The organism is Agromyces mediolanus (assembly GCF_023715325.1).
Classification (GTDB): Bacteria; Actinomycetota; Actinomycetes; order Actinomycetales; family Microbacteriaceae; genus Agromyces; species Agromyces mediolanus_A.
In genome coordinates, this window is sequence record NZ_JAMBNX010000002.1 from 145,268 (window position 1) to 160,109 (window position 14,842).

Consider the following 14,842-nt stretch of genomic DNA (forward strand, 5'->3'; position numbering starts at 1 on the left):
GCGCGGGCGCGGGCGCGGCCGCGGGCGGGCGCGGCGCGCGGATGGCTCGTCCTCCACACGGCAGGCCTTCGTCGAGTCATCCCCGTTCCTGAGCCGTACCGCCGTCCGCGGCGGCGGGGCCGGAGACCATGTGAGGCGTGGAACGGCGTCTCGTCATGGCAATCACCGCGCTCGGCGGTATCGCCTGCCGCAGCGAGCTTCTCGACCGAGGCTTCCGCGACGTGCAGTTCGCGGCGGCCGTTCGGGGCGGGGCGGTCCTCCGGATCCGCCGCGGCTACTTCGCGACGCCCGCCGCGCCGCTCGACGGGCGGGTCGCGGTCCGGCTCGGCGGCCGGGTCGGATGCCTGAGCGCGCTGCGGAGCTACGGGCTCTGGGGCGGCTTCCGCGACGAGGCGACGCACATCACGCTCCCGCGGAACGCGTCCAGGCTCCGATGGCGCAGCGACGACGACGGCGGGATGCGCGCCGACCGGTATCCTGCCCGGCCGTGCCGGGTGCACTGGCGCGACCGCCCCGTGCTGCGGAGGCCGTCGCGCGCGTCGAGCTGGCGCGTCGAACTGCACGAGGCGCTCTCGGATGCCGCGGGGTGCGCGCCGCGCGCGGACGTGCGCGCGGCGTTCGAGTCGGCGGTCGCCGCCGGGGCGCTCCGGCTCTCGACCGCGCAGACCCTGCTCGATGCGAGTTGGTCGCGCGAGCGGGCGCCGATGACCCTGCTCGCCGGTTCGGGTTCGGGCGCCGAGTCCCACCTCGTCGAGATCCTGCTCGCACTCCGAGTGGCGTTCGTCCAGCAGGTCGAGTTTCCGGGGGTGGCCCGGGTCGACGCCCTCGTGGAGCGGTGCCTGGTCATCGAGGTCGACGGCTATCGCTACCACGCCGCCGAGCCGCAGTTCGAGGCCGATCGGCGCCGGGACGCCAGGCTGCTCGCGCTCGGCTACCCGGTGCTGCGGCTGCCCGCGCGCACCGTGGTGGAGCAGCCGGAGCTCGCGACCCGGCTGATCGTCGAGGCTCTCGCGACGGTTCGCCGGGCCCGCCTCCCGCGCCGACGGTAGCCCGCACCGACGGTAGCCCGGCACCGGCTGCTCGCGGCATCCTGCGCGCCCGCACAACTCAGGAACGCACTTCGCCCGACCCGCGAGATCGCGGGCCGGGCGAGATGTCTCGCGGTCCATAACCGCCAGATGTTCCTGAGTTGTGCGAGGGGGTGCGAGGGGTGCGAGCGAGGTCAGGGCCGGTCGGGCTCGACGGCGGGGATCGACCCCGTGGGCACGATCCTCACCTCGGAGCCGTCCTTGTCGATGAGCTTGCCGCCGACGTAGTAGTCGCCCTCCTCGAGCGCGGTGAGCGCTTCTTCGGGCACGAGCCGGGTCGGGGCCGCCACGAACGTCGAGCGGTCGCCGCGCGAGTTCGAGCGCCGCACGACGTGGTTGAACAGCACGTTCAGCAGCACGGCCATGATCGTCGCCGAGCTGATGCCGGAGTGGAAGATGATCTGGAACCACGTCGGGAACGCGTCGTAGAACGTCGGCAGCACGACCGGCAGCATGCCGAAGGCGAGCGAGATCGCGACGATGATGAGGTTGAGGTTGTTCTTGTAGTCGACCTTCGAGAGGGTCGCGATGCCGCTCGCGGCGACGGTTCCGAACAGCGCCACGCCGACGCCGCCGAGCACGGGCGTCGGGACGGCCGCGACGATCCGTCCGAGCACGGGCAGCACGCCGAGGAGCACGAGCACGACGCCGCCCGCAGCGACGACGTAGCGGCTCTTGACGCGCGTGATGGCGACGAGTCCGACGTTCTGCGCGAACGCGCTCTGCATGAACGAGTTGAAGACCGGCGAGACGGCGCTCGAGAGCATGTCGGCGCGGAGGCCCGCCGCGATCCGCTTGGAATCGACCTTCGTTCCGACGACCTCGCCGACGGCGAGGATGTCCGCGGTCGTCTCGGTGAAGGTGACGAGCACGACGATGAGCATCGAGATGATCGCCGCGGGCTCGAAGGTCGGCAGGCCGAACTGGAACGGCGTCGGCACGGCGAAGATCGGCCCCTCGAGGGCGCCCGCGAAGTCGACGCGGCCGAACGCGGCGGCGACGACGGTCGCGAGCACGAGCGAGATCAGGATGGCGAGGCGAGCGAGCGCCGGGGTGCCGAACTTCGTCAGCAGCACCATGAGGAGCAGGGCGATGCCCGCGAGGCCGAGGTTCGCCGGGTCGCCGAAGTCGGGCGCCCCGGCGCCGCCCATCGCCCAGGTCCCGGCGACCGGGATCAGGGTGAGGCCGATCGAAGTGATCACGACGCCGGTGACGACGGGCGGGAAGAACTTCACGATCATCGCGAAGAACGGGGCGATGATGATGCCGATCACGGCGGAGGCGATGATGGCGCCGAACACCGCCGGCAGCCCGCCGCCCCCGGAGAGGATCGCGAGCATCGTGGCGACTCCCGCGAAGGAGACGCCCTGCACGAGCGGCAGCTGCGAGCCGAAGAACGGGACGCCGATGGTCTGCAGGATCGTGGCGAGGCCGCCGATGAAGAGCGCGCACGCGATCAGCACGCCGATCTCGAGTTGGCTGAGGCCGGCGGCCTGCCCGATGACGAGCGGCGGGGCGATGATGCCGCCGTACATTGTGAGCACGTGCTGCAGCCCGTAGGCGAAGGTCGGGCCGAGTCCGAGCTTCGTGTCTTCGGGCCTGGCGGGGGCGGGCTTCGCGCCCGATCGTGTGCGTCCCATTGGTTCCTCTGCTGTCGGTTGCGGTTGATGCGGTTTCGCATGTGTCTTCACCGGAGCCGTGTGGGGAACGGCCCGAGGTGGCAGGGTGCACCGACGTGAGGTCGGCGACGCTGCCGAAGGATGAGCTTCCATAATATGGAAAGCTGATTCCAGTTAGTGAGAAGAGTGAAGCACTCGGCTTTCGGGCTGTCAAGGGATGCCGAAGGGATTGTCGATCGGATCGTCGATCGGACTGTCGATCGTCCATGAGTCGAGCGCCGCCGGCTTGCAATGCTTTCCCATATGGGCATATGATGCGGGAATGGCCCGTGCAGCGACCACCTCCGACGTCTTCAATGCGATCGCCGAACCGCAGCGACGAGACATCCTGATGCTGCTCCGCGCCGGTGAGCGCCCTGCGACCTCCATCGCCGAGGCGCTCGGCTTGAGCCAGCCCGGGGCGTCGAAGCACCTCCGCGTGCTGCGGGAGGTCGGGCTCGTGCACGACCGGCGGGACGGCAGACAGCGCGTCTACGCGCTCGACGCGCGCGGCCTCGAGCCCGTGCACGAGTGGGCAGGCGGCTTCGAGCAGTTCTGGAACGAGAGCTTCGAGCGGCTCGACGCGTACGTGCAGGACCTCACGCAGAACAGGAGCGCGGAATGACGGACGACGCGGCGACGAACGGTGCGGAGTCGGCCACGGCCGACCGCGAGATCGTGATCACCCGGGTGATCGACGCCCCGAGGGACCTCGTGTTCGAGGCCTTCACCGAGGTGCGGCATCTCGCGCAGTGGTGGGGCCCGCACGGCTTCACGACGACCACACGCTCCTTCGAGTTCCGCGAGGGCGGGGTCTGGGCGTTCGTGATGCACGGGCCGGACGGCACCAAGTACCCAGAGTGGATCACCTGGACCGAGATCGTCGCGCCCGAGCGCATCGCCATGCTCCACGGCGAGCACGACGGCGATCCCGACGCCTTCGAGTCCGTGCTGAGCTTCGAGCAGCGCGGGGAGTCGACCGCGGTCCGGATGCTGACGGTGTTCCCGAGCCGGGAGCTGCGGGATGCCGCGATCGAACGGCACGGCGCGATCGAGGGCGGGCGACAGACGCTCGCCGAGCTCGCAGCCTACGTCGAACGCCGGCTCCGAACGCCGGGGGTGCGCTGATGGCCGGCACGGTGTTCTTCAGCGTCTCGATGTCGCTCGACGGCTTCATCGCCCCGGCATCGGCCGACGAGCTGATGGGCCGGCAGTGGATGCAGCTGCAGCAGTGGGTCTTCCGGCAGAAGCACTTCCGCGAGAATCTGCAGCTCGGCACCGGCGGCGAGGAGGGGCGCGACAACGAGATCGTCCGCGAGACCTTCGAGCGCACCGGGGCGAGCGTCATTGGCCGGCGCATGTTCGACGCCGGCGAGGCCATGTGGCCGGAGGAGCCGCCGTTCCACACGCCGGTGTTCGTGGCGACCCACACGCCGCGCGAGCCCTGGGTGCGCGCCGGCGGCACCACCTTCTTCTTCGTCACCGGCGGCGTCGAGACCGCGGTCGAGCGGGCCCGCGCGGCGGCCGGTCCGCGCGACATCCGTATCGCCGGCGGAGCGGAGACGATCGTGCAGGCGCTGAACGCGGGGCTCGTCGACGAGTTCCATCTCGCGGTGTCGCCGGTCTTCTTCGGAGCAGGGGTGCGTCTCTTCGAGAGCATCGACGCCGCGCGGATCGGCGTGGAGCAGTCGGGCGTGGAGTCGTCGCCGCTCACGAGCCACCTCCGCTACCGGGTGCGCGTCACGGAGCCGGCGCGGTAGGTTTCGGTCAGCGGAAAGGACCCCCCGATGACCGATCTCCACCTCCCGCCGAGCGGGTTCCCCGCGCTCGACTGGGCCGCCCGCTCGATGCCCGTGCTCGCCGCGACGATGCGCGAGCACGCCGACGCGTTCGCCGGACGCCACGTCGGCATCTGCCTGCACACCGAGCCGAAGACGGGGGTGCTCGTGCAGTGGCTGCTCCGGGTCGGCGCCCGGGTCACGATCACCGGCAACCTCGGCACCACCGTCCCCGAGACGGCGTCGGCGCTCGCCGAGCTCGGCGCGACCGTCGTGGGGGAGCGGACGGATGACCCGGCCGAGCACTCCCGCAACGTCGCGCGGGTCGTGGCCGCCGAGCCCGACCTGCTGCTCGACAACGGCGGCGAGATGATCGAGCTCGTGCTGCGCGGGGGCCCGCGCGGGGCCGGCTTCCTCGGCGCGACCGAGGAGACGACGACGGGCGGGCGTCGCCTGCGCGAACTCGACGTCGCTGCCGATTTCCCGGTCGTGGTGATCAACGACAGCCCGTTGAAGCTGCTCGTCGAGAACGAGTTCGGCGTCGGGCAGAGCATCGTGCAGGGCTTCATGAACGCGACCAACGCGATGCTGCCCGGTATTCGCGCCACCGTCATCGGCTACGGCCCCTGCGGCAAGGGCGTCGCCGACACCCTGCAGCGCCTCGGCGCCCGAGTGAGCGTCGTGGATGCCGACCCGTACCGGGCGCTCGAGGCGATCATGCACGGCCACCGGGTGGGCCCGCTCGACGAGCTGCTGCCGGCATCGGATGCCCTCTTCCTCGCGACGGGGCATCCCGACGTCGTGCCGGCCGAGGCGTTCCCGCTGCTGCCCGACGGGCTCATCGTCGCCGGCGTCGGGCACGAACCCTACGAGCTCGACCTCGCCGCGCTCGCCGAGGCGGCCCTCGAGCGGCGCTCGCTGTCCGTGCCGGGCGGCGACGGCTCGGCGCGCACGCTCTATCGGATGCCCGACGGCCGCGAGATCGTCGTGCTGCACGGCACCCGCATGATCAACCTCGTCGCCGCGAGCGGGAACCCCATCCAGGCGATGGACCTCGGCCTCTCCTTGCAGGCCGCGAGCCTCGCCGCCATCGCCACGGGGCGGGCGCCGTTCACCGGGCCGCACGCGGTGCCGGCCGACGTCGACCGGGCACTCGCGACGCGGCTCGTCGAGACGTGGCGGTGATGCCGGGCGCTTGACCTCGAGTGTGCTTGAGGTTCGAGACTGGGGTTCGAGGTGAGGAGCCCGCATGAATCCATCCGTCCTGCAGTGCGCCGTCTGCGGCGTCGAGTACGACCCCGAGGCGCTTCCGGAGATCTGTCCGATCTGCGCCGATGAACGGCAGTACCTCGCCCCCGACCGGCGGCAGCACTGGGTCGACCCGGCCGACTTCGCCGGGGGCATCGAGGTGTTCGAGACCGAGCCCGGGCTGTGGTCGATCGCGGTCGATGGCGGCCCCGGCATCGACCAGCAGGCCAAGGTCGTCGTCACCGAGGCGGGGAACGTGATGGTGGAGGTGCCGGCCTCGATCACCGAGCGCGCGGTCGAGGCGGTTCGCGCGCTCGGCCCGCTCGCCGCGATCATCGCCTCGCACCCGCACATGTACGGCCTGCAGTCGCAGTGGTCGCGGGCCCTCGGCGGCGCAACGGTGTACGTCTCGAACGCGGACCGCGAGTGGCTCGGCGTCACGCCGGAGCCGGTCGTGTACTGGGACGGCGAGATCGAGCTCGTCCCCGGGGTCTTCGCCTCGCAGCCCGGCGGGCATTTCCCTGGCAGCTGCGTCGTGCACTGGGCCGGGCGCGACGGGGCCGGGGTGCTGCTCACCGGAGACACGATCGGGGTCAACCCCGACGGGGAGTCGCTGGCCTTCATGCGCTCGTACCCGAACCGGATCCCGCTGTCCGCCGGGGTCGTGCTGCGGATCGCCGATCACGTCGAGCGCTACGAGTTCGACCGCGTCTACGGCAACTTCGGGGGCGCCATCCGCTCCGAGGGGAAGGCTCGACTGCGCGCCTCGGCGGACCGGCACGCCGCCTGGGCTCGCGGCGACTTCGACCACCTCACCGGGCCGGGCTGACGGTCGAGGGCGGGCGTCGCGGCCGCGGCTCGGAACCCGGCAAGATGAGACGGTGACCACGTCTCGCTCGCTTCGCCGCGCCATCCGCCCCCTGCTCGCCGCGACGCTCCTCGCGGGCGTGCTCGCCGGGTGCGCGGGCGCGCCGGTCGACGGAGCCGCGCCCACCGCGGCTGCATCGGCCCCGGCGTCCTCGTCGCCCCCTTCGTCGAGCCCCGCGGCGAGGGAGACCCCGGAGCAGAGCTTCCGCACCTGGCTCGCGGCGAGCCGTGAGCCCGAGGTCGAGCTGGCCTGCTCCTACCTGAGCGATGAACTGGTCGAAAGGATGCTGGCGGAGCTCGCCGCGGGCGGCATCCCGCTCGGCGGCTGCGCCGAGATGATCGCCACGACCGCGGAGCTCTACGCGGCGCTCGGCGAGAGCGCGGATGCCGAGGTCGAGACGATCAGCGAGGCGGCCGACCGCGCCGAGCTGTTCGTCACCTACGGCTCAGCCGACTGCGGCACCGTCGTGCTCGTGCCCGAGGGCGGGCGCTGGATCCTGACCGAGCACTCCCAGGAAGTGTGCTGACCGGCGTTCTGCGACTCAGGGCGCAGCTGCCGTGCCGAGGACGGCACACGAGATCCGTGCGCCGGTCCGGTCCGGGAGGGCCGACGCGGAACTCCGTGACCTGACTCGCGGTCGCCCTACGCGTCCGCGATCGACAGCAGCAGGTGCCCGCTCGACACGGTGACGCCCGCCTCGGCGTTCACGACGCCGACGATGCCGTCCTTGTGCGCGATGATCGGCTGCTCCATCTTCATGGCCTCCAGCACGAGCACGAGGTCGCCCTTGACGACCTTGTCGCCCTGAGCGACCGCGACCTTCACGACCGTGGCCTGCATGGGCGCCTTCACGGCGTCGCCGGTCGCGGTGTCGACGGAGCCGCCGGCCGTGCGTCGGCGGGGCGCCGGGGCGCCGTTCGACGCGCCGCCGTTGGAGCCGGCCGTGCCGACGAGCTTCTTCGGCAGCGACACCTCGATGCGGCGGCCGTCGACCTCGACGACGACGCTCGCGCGCGCAGCCGGGCCGCGCACCTCTTCGAGCTCGCCCGACCAGGGCTCGAGCGTGTTGTCGTACTCGGTCTCGATCCACCGCGTGTAGATCGAGAAGGGCTGCTCGCCCTCGGGGGCGAACGCGGGGTTCGTCACGATGTCGCGGTGGAACGGCAGCACGGTCGGCAGGCCCGCGACCTCGAACTCGTCGAGGGCGCGGCGGGCGCGGGAGAGCGCCTCCTGACGGTCCTTGCCGGTCACGATGAGCTTCGCGAGCAGCGAGTCGAAGGCGCCGGAGATCTCGTCGCCGCTCGTCACGCCGGAGTCGACGCGGATGCCGGGGCCACCGGGGAAGCGGAGCTGGTGGATCGGGCCGGGCGCGGGCAGGAAGTTACGGCCCGGGTCTTCGCCGTTGATGCGGAACTCGATCGAGTGGCCGCTCGCCTCGGGGTCGTCGTAGTCGAGCACGCCGCCCTCGGCGAGGCGGAACTGCTCGCGGACGAGGTCGAGGCCGGTGACCTCCTCGGAGACGGGGTGCTCGACCTGGAGGCGGGTGTTCACCTCGAGGAAGGAGACGGTGCCGTCCTGGCCGATGAGGAACTCGCAGGTGCCCGCGCCGACGTAGCCGACCTCCTTCAGGATGGCCTTCGAGGCCGAGTACAGGGCGTCGATCTGGACCTGGCTGAGGAACGGCGCGGGGGCCTCCTCGACGAGTTTCTGGTGGCGGCGCTGCAGGGAGCAGTCGCGGGTCGAGACGACGACGACGTTGCCGTGCTGGTCGGCGAGGCACTGGGTCTCGACGTGGCGCGGCTTGTCGAGGTACTTCTCGACGAAGCACTCGCCGCGGCCGAAGGCGGCGACGGCCTCGCGGGTGGCCGAGTCGAAGAGCTCGGGTACCTCTTCGCGGGTGCGGGCGACCTTCAGGCCGCGGCCGCCGCCGCCGAAGGCGGCCTTGATGGCGACCGGAAGGCCGTGCTGGTCGACGAACTCGAGCACCTCGTCGGCGCCGGCGACCGGGTTCAGCGTGCCGGGGGCGAGGGGCGCGCCGACCTTCTCGGCGACGTGCCGCGCGGAGACCTTGTCGCCGAGGCGCTCGATGGCCTCGGGGGAGGGCCCGATCCAGACGAGGCCGGCGGCGATGACCGCGCGGGCGAAGTCGGGGTTCTCGGCGAGGAAGCCGTAGCCGGGGTGCACCGCGTCGGCGCCGGAGCGGCGGGCGACGGAGAGCAGCTTGTCGATGACGAGGTACGTGTCGGCGCTCGTGGCGCCGTCGAGGGCGTAGGCCTCGTCGGCGAGCTTCACGTGGCGCGCGTCGCGGTCCTGGTCGGCGTAGACGGCGACCGAGCCGATTCCGGCGTCGCGGGCCGCCCGGATGACGCGGACGGCGATCTCGCCACGGTTGGCGATGAGGACCTTGGTGATGCGCGGCATAGTTCTCCACTCTATTGCGCGGGACCCCCTCGGCTTTGAAGGGCTCCCACAAAAACACGCGGGTCCATGGTGCGGCAGCTCACAACTCCGGCGTCGCCGTGCCCCCTGAACACCGATCGGATCGGCGATTTCGGGTCAGCGGTTCCAGAGCTCGGTCCACGGCACCCCGAGCTCGCGCACGAGCTCGCGCAGCGTCGAGAGCGAGAGGCCGACGACCGTCGAGGGGTCGCCCTCCACCGAGCGGATGAACGGGCCGCCCAGGCTGTCGACCGTGAACGCCCCCGCGACCGCCAGCGGCTCACCCGTCGCGATGTAGGCGTCGATCTCGGCGTCGTCGAGCGTCGCGAAGCGCACCGTCGCGACATCCGCCCGTCCGACCGCACGGTTCACCCGACCGCCGCGGTGGTCGATGAGCCAGTGCCCCGACCACAGCGCCCCGCTGCCGCCGTTCTGCGCGAGCCAGCGCTCCTTGGCGACCTCGGGCGCGTGCGGCTTGCCGTGGATGCGGCCGTCGACGAGGAACGCCGAGTCCCCGCCGAAGATCAGTCCGTCGATCGGCTCGCCGCCGGGGGTCGTGCCGAGCAGCGCCTCCGCCTTCGCCTGCGCGAGCAGCTGCACCATCCGTTCCACCGGCAGCGGCCCGTGCTGGCCCTCGTACGCCTCGACCACGGCGCGCTCGTCGACCCCGGGGGCGACCGCGATCGGCTCGATGCCCGCTGCGCGCAAAGTCTGCAGGCGGGCGGGGGAGGTGGAGGCGAGGTAGAGGCGCATGAGCCCATCTTGCCGGGCGGCGGCCGCCCGGCGCTGCTGTGGGATGCTCGATGCATGCTCGGAACTTTGCTCGACCTCCAGGTCGACCGCATCGCCCACGGCGGCGTCGCGGTCGCCCGCCACGACGGCCGCGTCGTCTTCGTCGCCGACGCCATCCCCGGCGAACGGGTGCGGGCACGGGTGACGGATGCCTCGAAGGACCGGTTCTGGCGCGCCGACACGGTCGAGGTGCTCGACGCCTCGCCCGACCGCCGCGAGCACGTCTGGGCCGAGGCATCCGTCGATCGCGACCCCGCCGAGCGCCCCGGCGGCGCGGAGTTCGGGCACATCCGCATCGAGCGGCAGCGCGCGCTGAAGGGGGAGGTCCTCGCCGACGCCCTCTCTCGGATGGGCGGCGTCGAGCTCGCCCCGGAGGTGCGCGCGGTCGACGCGGAGCTCGCACCGGGCGTCGACGGCGAGCTCGGCACCGGCTGGCGCACCCGGGTCCGCCTGCACGTCGACGAGGAGGGTCGGGTCGGCCCCTATGCGGCGCGGAGTCGCCGGGTCATCCCGGTCGCCTCGCTCCCGCTCGCCGCCGCCGAGCTCGCGGCGCTCGCCCCGCTCGGCGCCCCCATGCCCGGCGCAGGCGCGATCGACCTCGTCCTGCCGAGCACGGGGGAGGCGCAGCTCGTCACCCACGAGGCGGCGGCTGAACCGGCGCAGCGCGGTGAGCGCGGCCAGCGGGACCGGCGGGGACGCCGAGGCGGCGCGCGCCGCCCGCAGCCGGCGCGCCAGGCGGCGCCCGTCGACACCGTCGTGGTCGAGGAGCTCGTCGCCGGGCGCCGCTTCCAGGTCGACCGCGGGGGCTTCTGGCAGGTGCACCGCGGGGCCGCCGCCACGCTGTCCGGGGCCGTCCAGCGCGCGATCGACGTCGAGCGCTTCGACCCCCGCGCCGCGAACCTCGACCTGTACGGCGGCGTCGGCCTCCTCGCGGCCGCCGTCGGCGACCGCTTCGGCGGAGCGACCCGCATCACCACCGTCGAGGCGGAGCCGCGGGCGACCATGCACGCGGGCGAGAACCTCGCCGAGTGGGTCGGCGCGCAGGCGGTCACGGCCCGCGTCGACCGTTACCTCGCCGAGCTCGTCGCTACTGCCGGGGGCGCCGAGCGCGCGAGCCTCGCCGGCGGCACGGTCGTGCTCGACCCGCCGCGCGCCGGCGCCGGCCGCGAAGTCGTCGACCGCCTCGCCGAGCTCGGGCCCGCGCAGATCGTCTACGTCGCCTGCGACCCGGTGGCCCTCGCGCGCGACGTCGCCCTGTTCCGCGCGCACGGCTACGAGCCGGAGCAGGTCGAGGCGTTCGATCTCTTCCCGAACACGCATCACCTCGAAGCAGTGGCGCGTCTGGCCCGCTAGGGTGGCACCTGAGGAAACGGGGGGTGCGGTGAGCGACGAGCGCGACAGCGACGCACGACAGGCGACGGTCGCGATCGTCGATGATCACGAGGCGGTCCGACTCGGGCTGCGCGCCGCCTGCCAGGACGCCGGCTACGACGTCATCGCCGACACGGCCGACGTGCCCCAGCTCCTCGCCGCCCTCGGCGGCGGCAGCTGCGACGTCGTCGTCCTCGACCTCTCCCTCGGCGACGGCTCGAGCGTCACCGACAACGTGCGCCAGGTGCTCGCCACCGGCAGCCATGTGCTCGTGCACTCCATCGCCGACCGCGTCGCCGCGGTGCGCGAGGCGCTCGCCGCCGGAGCCGCGGGCGTCATCCCGAAGGCCTCGCCGATGGCGGCGGTGATCGGCGCCATCTCCACGGTCGCGCGCGGCGACGTGCTGAACAACGTCGAGTGGGCGAGCGCGATCGAGGCCGACCGCGACTTCGCGAGGGCCCAGCTCGGCCGCCGCGAGCGCGATGTGCTGCACCTCTACGCCTCGGGCCTACCGTTGAAGCTCGTGGCCGCCCAGCTCGGCATCGCGCACTCGACCGCGCGCGAGTACCTCGACCGCATCCGCGCGAAGTACGTCGAGGTCGGCCGGCCCGCCCCGACCAAGGTCGACCTGCTGCGCCGAGCGGTCGAAGACGGCATCCTCCCCGGCCTCGATGGCGAAGCAGGCGATGCCGTCCGCTGAGTGGCGTGTCGCCCGGCCCACCGTTCGACGGAGGATGTCGGTCAGCCGGAGCCAGGTCGAGACGATCTCCGCCCGCGCCGTCGGGATCGCCGGACTCGTCTTCGCCGCCCAGACGGTGCCCTCCGCGCTCGCCGAGGCGGCGGTGCTCCGCCCGGGAGCCGGAGCCGCGCTCATGGCCGTCGTGTACGGCGCGATCGTCGCGCTCGCCGTGGCGACGCTCTCGAAGGTCGCCATCCGAGCGGCCTGTCTCGCCTTCGCCATCCTCTACCTGCTCGCCCTGCTGTCCTGGCCCACGCTCGTCGAGGACTTCGGCGCGATGGCCGGGCAGGTGCCGTGGCTCTACTTCCTCTGCACCGTCGCGACGACGGCCGCGGTCGTCGCCCTGCCGAGCTGGTGGGCGGCGGCGTACACCGTCGTCGTGCCGATCGTCTACGGCATCGTGCGCGTCTCGCCCTCCGGCGGCGCCGCCGAGCCGCTCCTCGCCGTGCTCGACGCGACCTACGCGCTCATCCTCGGCATCGTGGTGCTCGTCATCATCACCATGCTCAGGCAGGCGGCGATCGGGGTCGACCAGGCGCAGGAGGCCGCGCTGCAGCGCTACGACCTCGCGGCCCGCCTGCACGCGAACGAGCTCGAGCGGGTCAAGGTCGACGCCCTCGTGCACGACAGCGTGCTGACGACCCTGCTGTCGGCCGCCGCCGCGACCAGGCCCGAGCAGCAGGCCCTCGCCGCACGGATGGCGAAGGACGCGATCGCCCGGCTCGACGACGCCGGGGCCGCGGGGCCGCGCTCGCTCGACCGCGTGTCGCTCGGCGTGCTCGTGCGGCGGCTGCGCACCGCGATCGGCACCTTCAACGCGAGCTTCGCGGTGCGCGTCGTGAACGCCGGCGGCGTGGAGCTGCCCGTCGAGGCGGTCGAGGCGCTGTACTCGGCGGCCGTGCAGGCGATGGTGAACAGCCTGCAGCACGCCGACGAGCCCGGCCGGGTCACCCGGCGCGAGCTCCGGGTGCGCGGCGTGCGGGCGAACGGCTGCGTCATCGAGGTGGCTGACAACGGGGTGGGCTTCGACCCGATCACCGTGCCGCATGAGCGGCTCGGCGTGCGGGTCTCGATCGAGGAGCGGATGACGAACGCGGGCGGCCTCGCGAAGATCGAGTCGCTCGCCGGGCACGGCACGACCATCATCCTCGCCTGGCCGACCGGCGCGATCGGGGGCGACGCGTGATCTCCGTCCCCAGATGGCTGCTGCTCGTCCTCGCGGCGCTCTTCTCCACGTACCACGTCATCCTCGGCGTGTACTCGCTCGCGGTGCCGGCGAGCCCGTGGCCGGCCGTCGTGGCGCTCGGCTGCTACGCGGTCGCGACGGTCCTGAGCCTCTGGCCGTCGTCCCGGGCGCGGATGCCGGACTGGCTCGCCGCCTTCGATCTCGCCGTGAGCATCGCCCTGCCGTTGCTCGCGACCAGCCAGCTCGACGCGAGCGGCGACAACGGCTACGCCACCTGGTACGTCGCCGCGGTCGGCACTCTCATGACGATCGCCGCGGCCCGTCGCCAGCTCGTGGTCGCCTGGCTCGGCGTGATCGCGCTCGCCGTGCAGACGATGGTGTGGGCGGGGCCGCTCGCCCTCGGCTCGCTCGGCGTCATCGGCAGCGTGGTCTGGGTAGCCATCGCCCACGCGCTCACCTCGGCGCTCGCGAACTCCGCCCGGGAGACCCGGCGCTACGCGCAGGCCGAACGCGAGGCTGCGGCGTGGCAGGCGGCGCAGGACGCCTACCTCTTCGAAGGGCGGATGCGGCTCGCGCACACCAACCGCGTCGCCGCCCCCATGCTCCGCCGGATCATCGACCGCGACGGCATCCTGAGCGAGTCGCAGCGCGACGAGTGCCGGCGCCTCGAAGCGGCCATCCGCGACGAGATCCGGGGCCGGATGCTCCTCACCGACGCCGTCCGCGTCGAAGTGCAGCGCGCACGCGAGCGGGGGATGACCGTGACCCTCCTCGACGAGGGCGGCATCGACGACCTCGACGAGGTGGCGCGCGACCGCGTGCTGTCGCAGCTCGCCGAGGCGATCGCCGGCTCCAACGCCGACCGCATCATCGCACGCACCGCCGCCGAGGGGTCGGCCGCGGCGGTGACGGTCGTCGGCCTCCGCACCTCGGCGGTGCCCGGGGACGACGGCGACGACGCCGAGGTGGAGCTGTGGCTCGAGATCCCGCGTGCCCCCGAGGGCGAGGCCGCGGCGGCGATGCCGGCCGGCGAGACGGAGCCGGCGGAGGACTGAGCGCCCCGACCGCCGAGCGCCCGGCCCCCGGGGCATCCGCGCCACTTCCAGTGCCCAGCGCCACTTCTGCTGGCACAACGCAGCCGAAGTGGCGCTCGCGCGCGACGCGGACGGGCGTTCCCGAGTACGGGACACCGCGGGGAGTCGGATGCCGGGGAGACGGATGCCGCAGAGTTAAATGAGGAGGGGGCCGGTCGATGACCGGCCCCCTCACAGCCCGAGCCACGGCGACAACCCGAATATCGCCCTGGCTCGCCCCCAACAATCACCGGTTACCCGACCGGTGATGATGGCGACTCCTCTGGAGCCTGCACATCAATAGTGCAACAGGGGCAGGGTTCGCAATAGTCAGCATTTGTGAGGACAACGGGTCCTCACCGGGTCCCCCTAGCGGAGCGAGCGCCGCCAGCGGCCCTGACGGGTCTCGATCGGCCGTCGCAGTGCCGTTCCCGAGCGCACCCATTCGTCCCGCCCAGCGGGCGCGGCGGCGGTCTCGGGCGCGCGCTCCTCGAGCACGGCGGTGACGACGGCGATGACCGCCGCCGTCTCGGCGGGCGCCGGCGGCCGGCGGTCGACGAAACGGAGGTCGACGGGCGGACGGGGGTCCTGATCGGTCACTG

At 72.7% G+C, this 14,842-nt stretch carries 15 protein-coding genes; 11 read left to right on the plus strand and 4 right to left on the minus strand.

All coding sequences use genetic code 11. The annotated features are described in order from the left end of the window. Nucleotides 1–155: 155 nt before the first annotated feature. The gene (locus M3147_RS04440) at nucleotides 156–1,049 is read left to right on the plus strand and encodes an endonuclease domain-containing protein (RefSeq protein WP_251202274.1); all 894 of its coding nucleotides are present in this window, start codon (nucleotides 156–158) and stop codon (nucleotides 1,047–1,049) included. 173 nt (nucleotides 1,050–1,222) lie between these two features. Here M3147_RS04440 and M3147_RS04445 read toward each other — a convergent pair whose 3' ends face one another. Continuing rightward, nucleotides 1,223–2,728 (minus strand): nucleobase:cation symporter-2 family protein, encoded by a 1,506-nt coding sequence (locus M3147_RS04445; RefSeq protein WP_251202275.1) that lies wholly within the window; start codon nucleotides 2,726–2,728, stop codon nucleotides 1,223–1,225. Nucleotides 2,729–3,029: 301 nt separating this feature from the next. Here M3147_RS04445 and M3147_RS04450 point away from each other — a divergent pair, with 301 nt between their 5' ends. The 6 genes from M3147_RS04450 (at nucleotide 3,030) to M3147_RS04475 (ending at nucleotide 7,166) form a co-directional block, all read left to right on the plus strand. Continuing rightward, nucleotides 3,030–3,371, plus strand: coding sequence for an ArsR/SmtB family transcription factor (locus M3147_RS04450; protein ID WP_251202276.1), 342 nt, complete (start codon nucleotides 3,030–3,032; stop codon nucleotides 3,369–3,371). Beyond that, nucleotides 3,368–3,874, plus strand: coding sequence for an SRPBCC family protein (locus tag M3147_RS04455; protein ID WP_251202277.1), 507 nt, complete (start codon nucleotides 3,368–3,370; stop codon nucleotides 3,872–3,874). The genes M3147_RS04450 and M3147_RS04455 overlap by 4 nt, the downstream gene beginning before the upstream one ends. After that, nucleotides 3,874–4,506 (plus strand): dihydrofolate reductase family protein, encoded by a 633-nt coding sequence (locus tag M3147_RS04460; RefSeq protein ID WP_251202278.1) that lies wholly within the window; start codon nucleotides 3,874–3,876, stop codon nucleotides 4,504–4,506. The genes M3147_RS04455 and M3147_RS04460 overlap by 1 nt, the downstream gene beginning before the upstream one ends. Before the next feature lie 27 nt (nucleotides 4,507–4,533). Continuing rightward, entirely contained in the window at nucleotides 4,534–5,709 is a 1,176-nt protein-coding gene (locus M3147_RS04465) for an adenosylhomocysteinase (RefSeq protein ID WP_251202279.1), read from the plus strand. A 64-nt stretch (nucleotides 5,710–5,773) separates the two neighbouring features. Next, entirely contained in the window at nucleotides 5,774–6,601 is an 828-nt protein-coding gene (locus M3147_RS04470; RefSeq protein WP_251202280.1) for an MBL fold metallo-hydrolase, read from the plus strand. A gap of 52 nt (nucleotides 6,602–6,653) precedes the next feature. Next, on the plus strand, nucleotides 6,654–7,166 hold the full coding sequence (locus M3147_RS04475) for a hypothetical protein (protein WP_251202281.1): 513 nt from the start codon (nucleotides 6,654–6,656) through the stop codon (nucleotides 7,164–7,166). Nucleotides 7,167–7,282: 116 nt separating this feature from the next. Here the strand turns inward: M3147_RS04475 and M3147_RS04480 are convergent, their stop codons facing one another. Both M3147_RS04480 and M3147_RS04485 read right to left on the minus strand, forming a co-directional pair. Continuing rightward, a complete protein-coding gene (locus tag M3147_RS04480) occupies nucleotides 7,283–9,061 on the minus strand; it encodes an acetyl/propionyl/methylcrotonyl-CoA carboxylase subunit alpha (protein WP_251202282.1) in 1,779 nt (592 codons plus the stop codon). Between the two features lie 135 nt (nucleotides 9,062–9,196). Then, entirely contained in the window at nucleotides 9,197–9,832 is a 636-nt protein-coding gene (locus M3147_RS04485) for a Maf family protein (RefSeq protein ID WP_251202283.1), read from the minus strand. Between the two features lie 54 nt (nucleotides 9,833–9,886). Between M3147_RS04485 and M3147_RS04490 the strand changes: the two genes are divergently transcribed. The 4 genes from M3147_RS04490 to M3147_RS04505 are packed head-to-tail and all read left to right on the plus strand — an operon-like array spanning nucleotide 9,887 to nucleotide 14,222. Then, the gene (locus tag M3147_RS04490; protein WP_251202284.1) at nucleotides 9,887–11,224 is read left to right on the plus strand and encodes a class I SAM-dependent RNA methyltransferase; all 1,338 of its coding nucleotides are present in this window, start codon (nucleotides 9,887–9,889) and stop codon (nucleotides 11,222–11,224) included. A gap of 28 nt (nucleotides 11,225–11,252) precedes the next feature. Further along, nucleotides 11,253–11,942, plus strand: coding sequence for a response regulator transcription factor (locus tag M3147_RS04495; RefSeq protein WP_251202285.1), 690 nt, complete (start codon nucleotides 11,253–11,255; stop codon nucleotides 11,940–11,942). Nucleotides 11,943–11,976: 34 nt separating this feature from the next. Next, a complete protein-coding gene (locus tag M3147_RS04500; RefSeq protein ID WP_251202286.1) occupies nucleotides 11,977–13,167 on the plus strand; it encodes a sensor histidine kinase in 1,191 nt (396 codons plus the stop codon). Next, nucleotides 13,164–14,222 carry a hypothetical protein gene (locus tag M3147_RS04505; RefSeq protein WP_251202287.1) on the plus strand — a complete coding sequence of 353 codons (1,059 nt, stop codon included), beginning with the start codon at nucleotides 13,164–13,166 and terminating at the stop codon, nucleotides 14,220–14,222. Before M3147_RS04500 ends, M3147_RS04505 begins: the two co-directional genes overlap by 4 nt. Nucleotides 14,223–14,609: 387 nt before the next feature. On the opposite strand, the gene M3147_RS04510 is transcribed toward M3147_RS04505, so the two are convergent. Continuing rightward, nucleotides 14,610–14,840, minus strand: a complete 231-nt coding sequence (locus M3147_RS04510; RefSeq protein ID WP_251202288.1) for a hypothetical protein — start codon at nucleotides 14,838–14,840, stop codon at nucleotides 14,610–14,612. Nucleotides 14,841–14,842 lie beyond the last annotated feature (2 nt).

What these genes read in the sequence shown, in the direction of transcription:
- M3147_RS04440 (WP_251202274.1), top strand. Translation starts at nt 156, where the DNA reads ATGGCAATCACCGCGCTCGGCGGTATCGCCTGCCGCAGCGAGCTTCTC.
- M3147_RS04445 (WP_251202275.1), bottom strand. Translation starts at nt 2,728, where the DNA reads ATGGGACGCACACGATCGGGCGCGAAGCCCGCCCCCGCCAGGCCCGAA.
- M3147_RS04450 (WP_251202276.1), top strand. Translation starts at nt 3,030, where the DNA reads ATGGCCCGTGCAGCGACCACCTCCGACGTCTTCAATGCGATCGCCGAA.
- M3147_RS04455 (WP_251202277.1), top strand. Translation starts at nt 3,368, where the DNA reads ATGACGGACGACGCGGCGACGAACGGTGCGGAGTCGGCCACGGCCGAC.
- M3147_RS04460 (WP_251202278.1), top strand. Translation starts at nt 3,874, where the DNA reads ATGGCCGGCACGGTGTTCTTCAGCGTCTCGATGTCGCTCGACGGCTTC.
- M3147_RS04465 (WP_251202279.1), top strand. Translation starts at nt 4,534, where the DNA reads ATGACCGATCTCCACCTCCCGCCGAGCGGGTTCCCCGCGCTCGACTGG.
- M3147_RS04470 (WP_251202280.1), top strand. Translation starts at nt 5,774, where the DNA reads ATGAATCCATCCGTCCTGCAGTGCGCCGTCTGCGGCGTCGAGTACGAC.
- M3147_RS04480 (WP_251202282.1), bottom strand. Translation starts at nt 9,061, where the DNA reads ATGCCGCGCATCACCAAGGTCCTCATCGCCAACCGTGGCGAGATCGCC.
- M3147_RS04485 (WP_251202283.1), bottom strand. Translation starts at nt 9,832, where the DNA reads ATGCGCCTCTACCTCGCCTCCACCTCCCCCGCCCGCCTGCAGACTTTG.
- M3147_RS04490 (WP_251202284.1), top strand. Translation starts at nt 9,887, where the DNA reads ATGCTCGGAACTTTGCTCGACCTCCAGGTCGACCGCATCGCCCACGGC.
- M3147_RS04500 (WP_251202286.1), top strand. Translation starts at nt 11,977, where the DNA reads ATGTCGGTCAGCCGGAGCCAGGTCGAGACGATCTCCGCCCGCGCCGTC.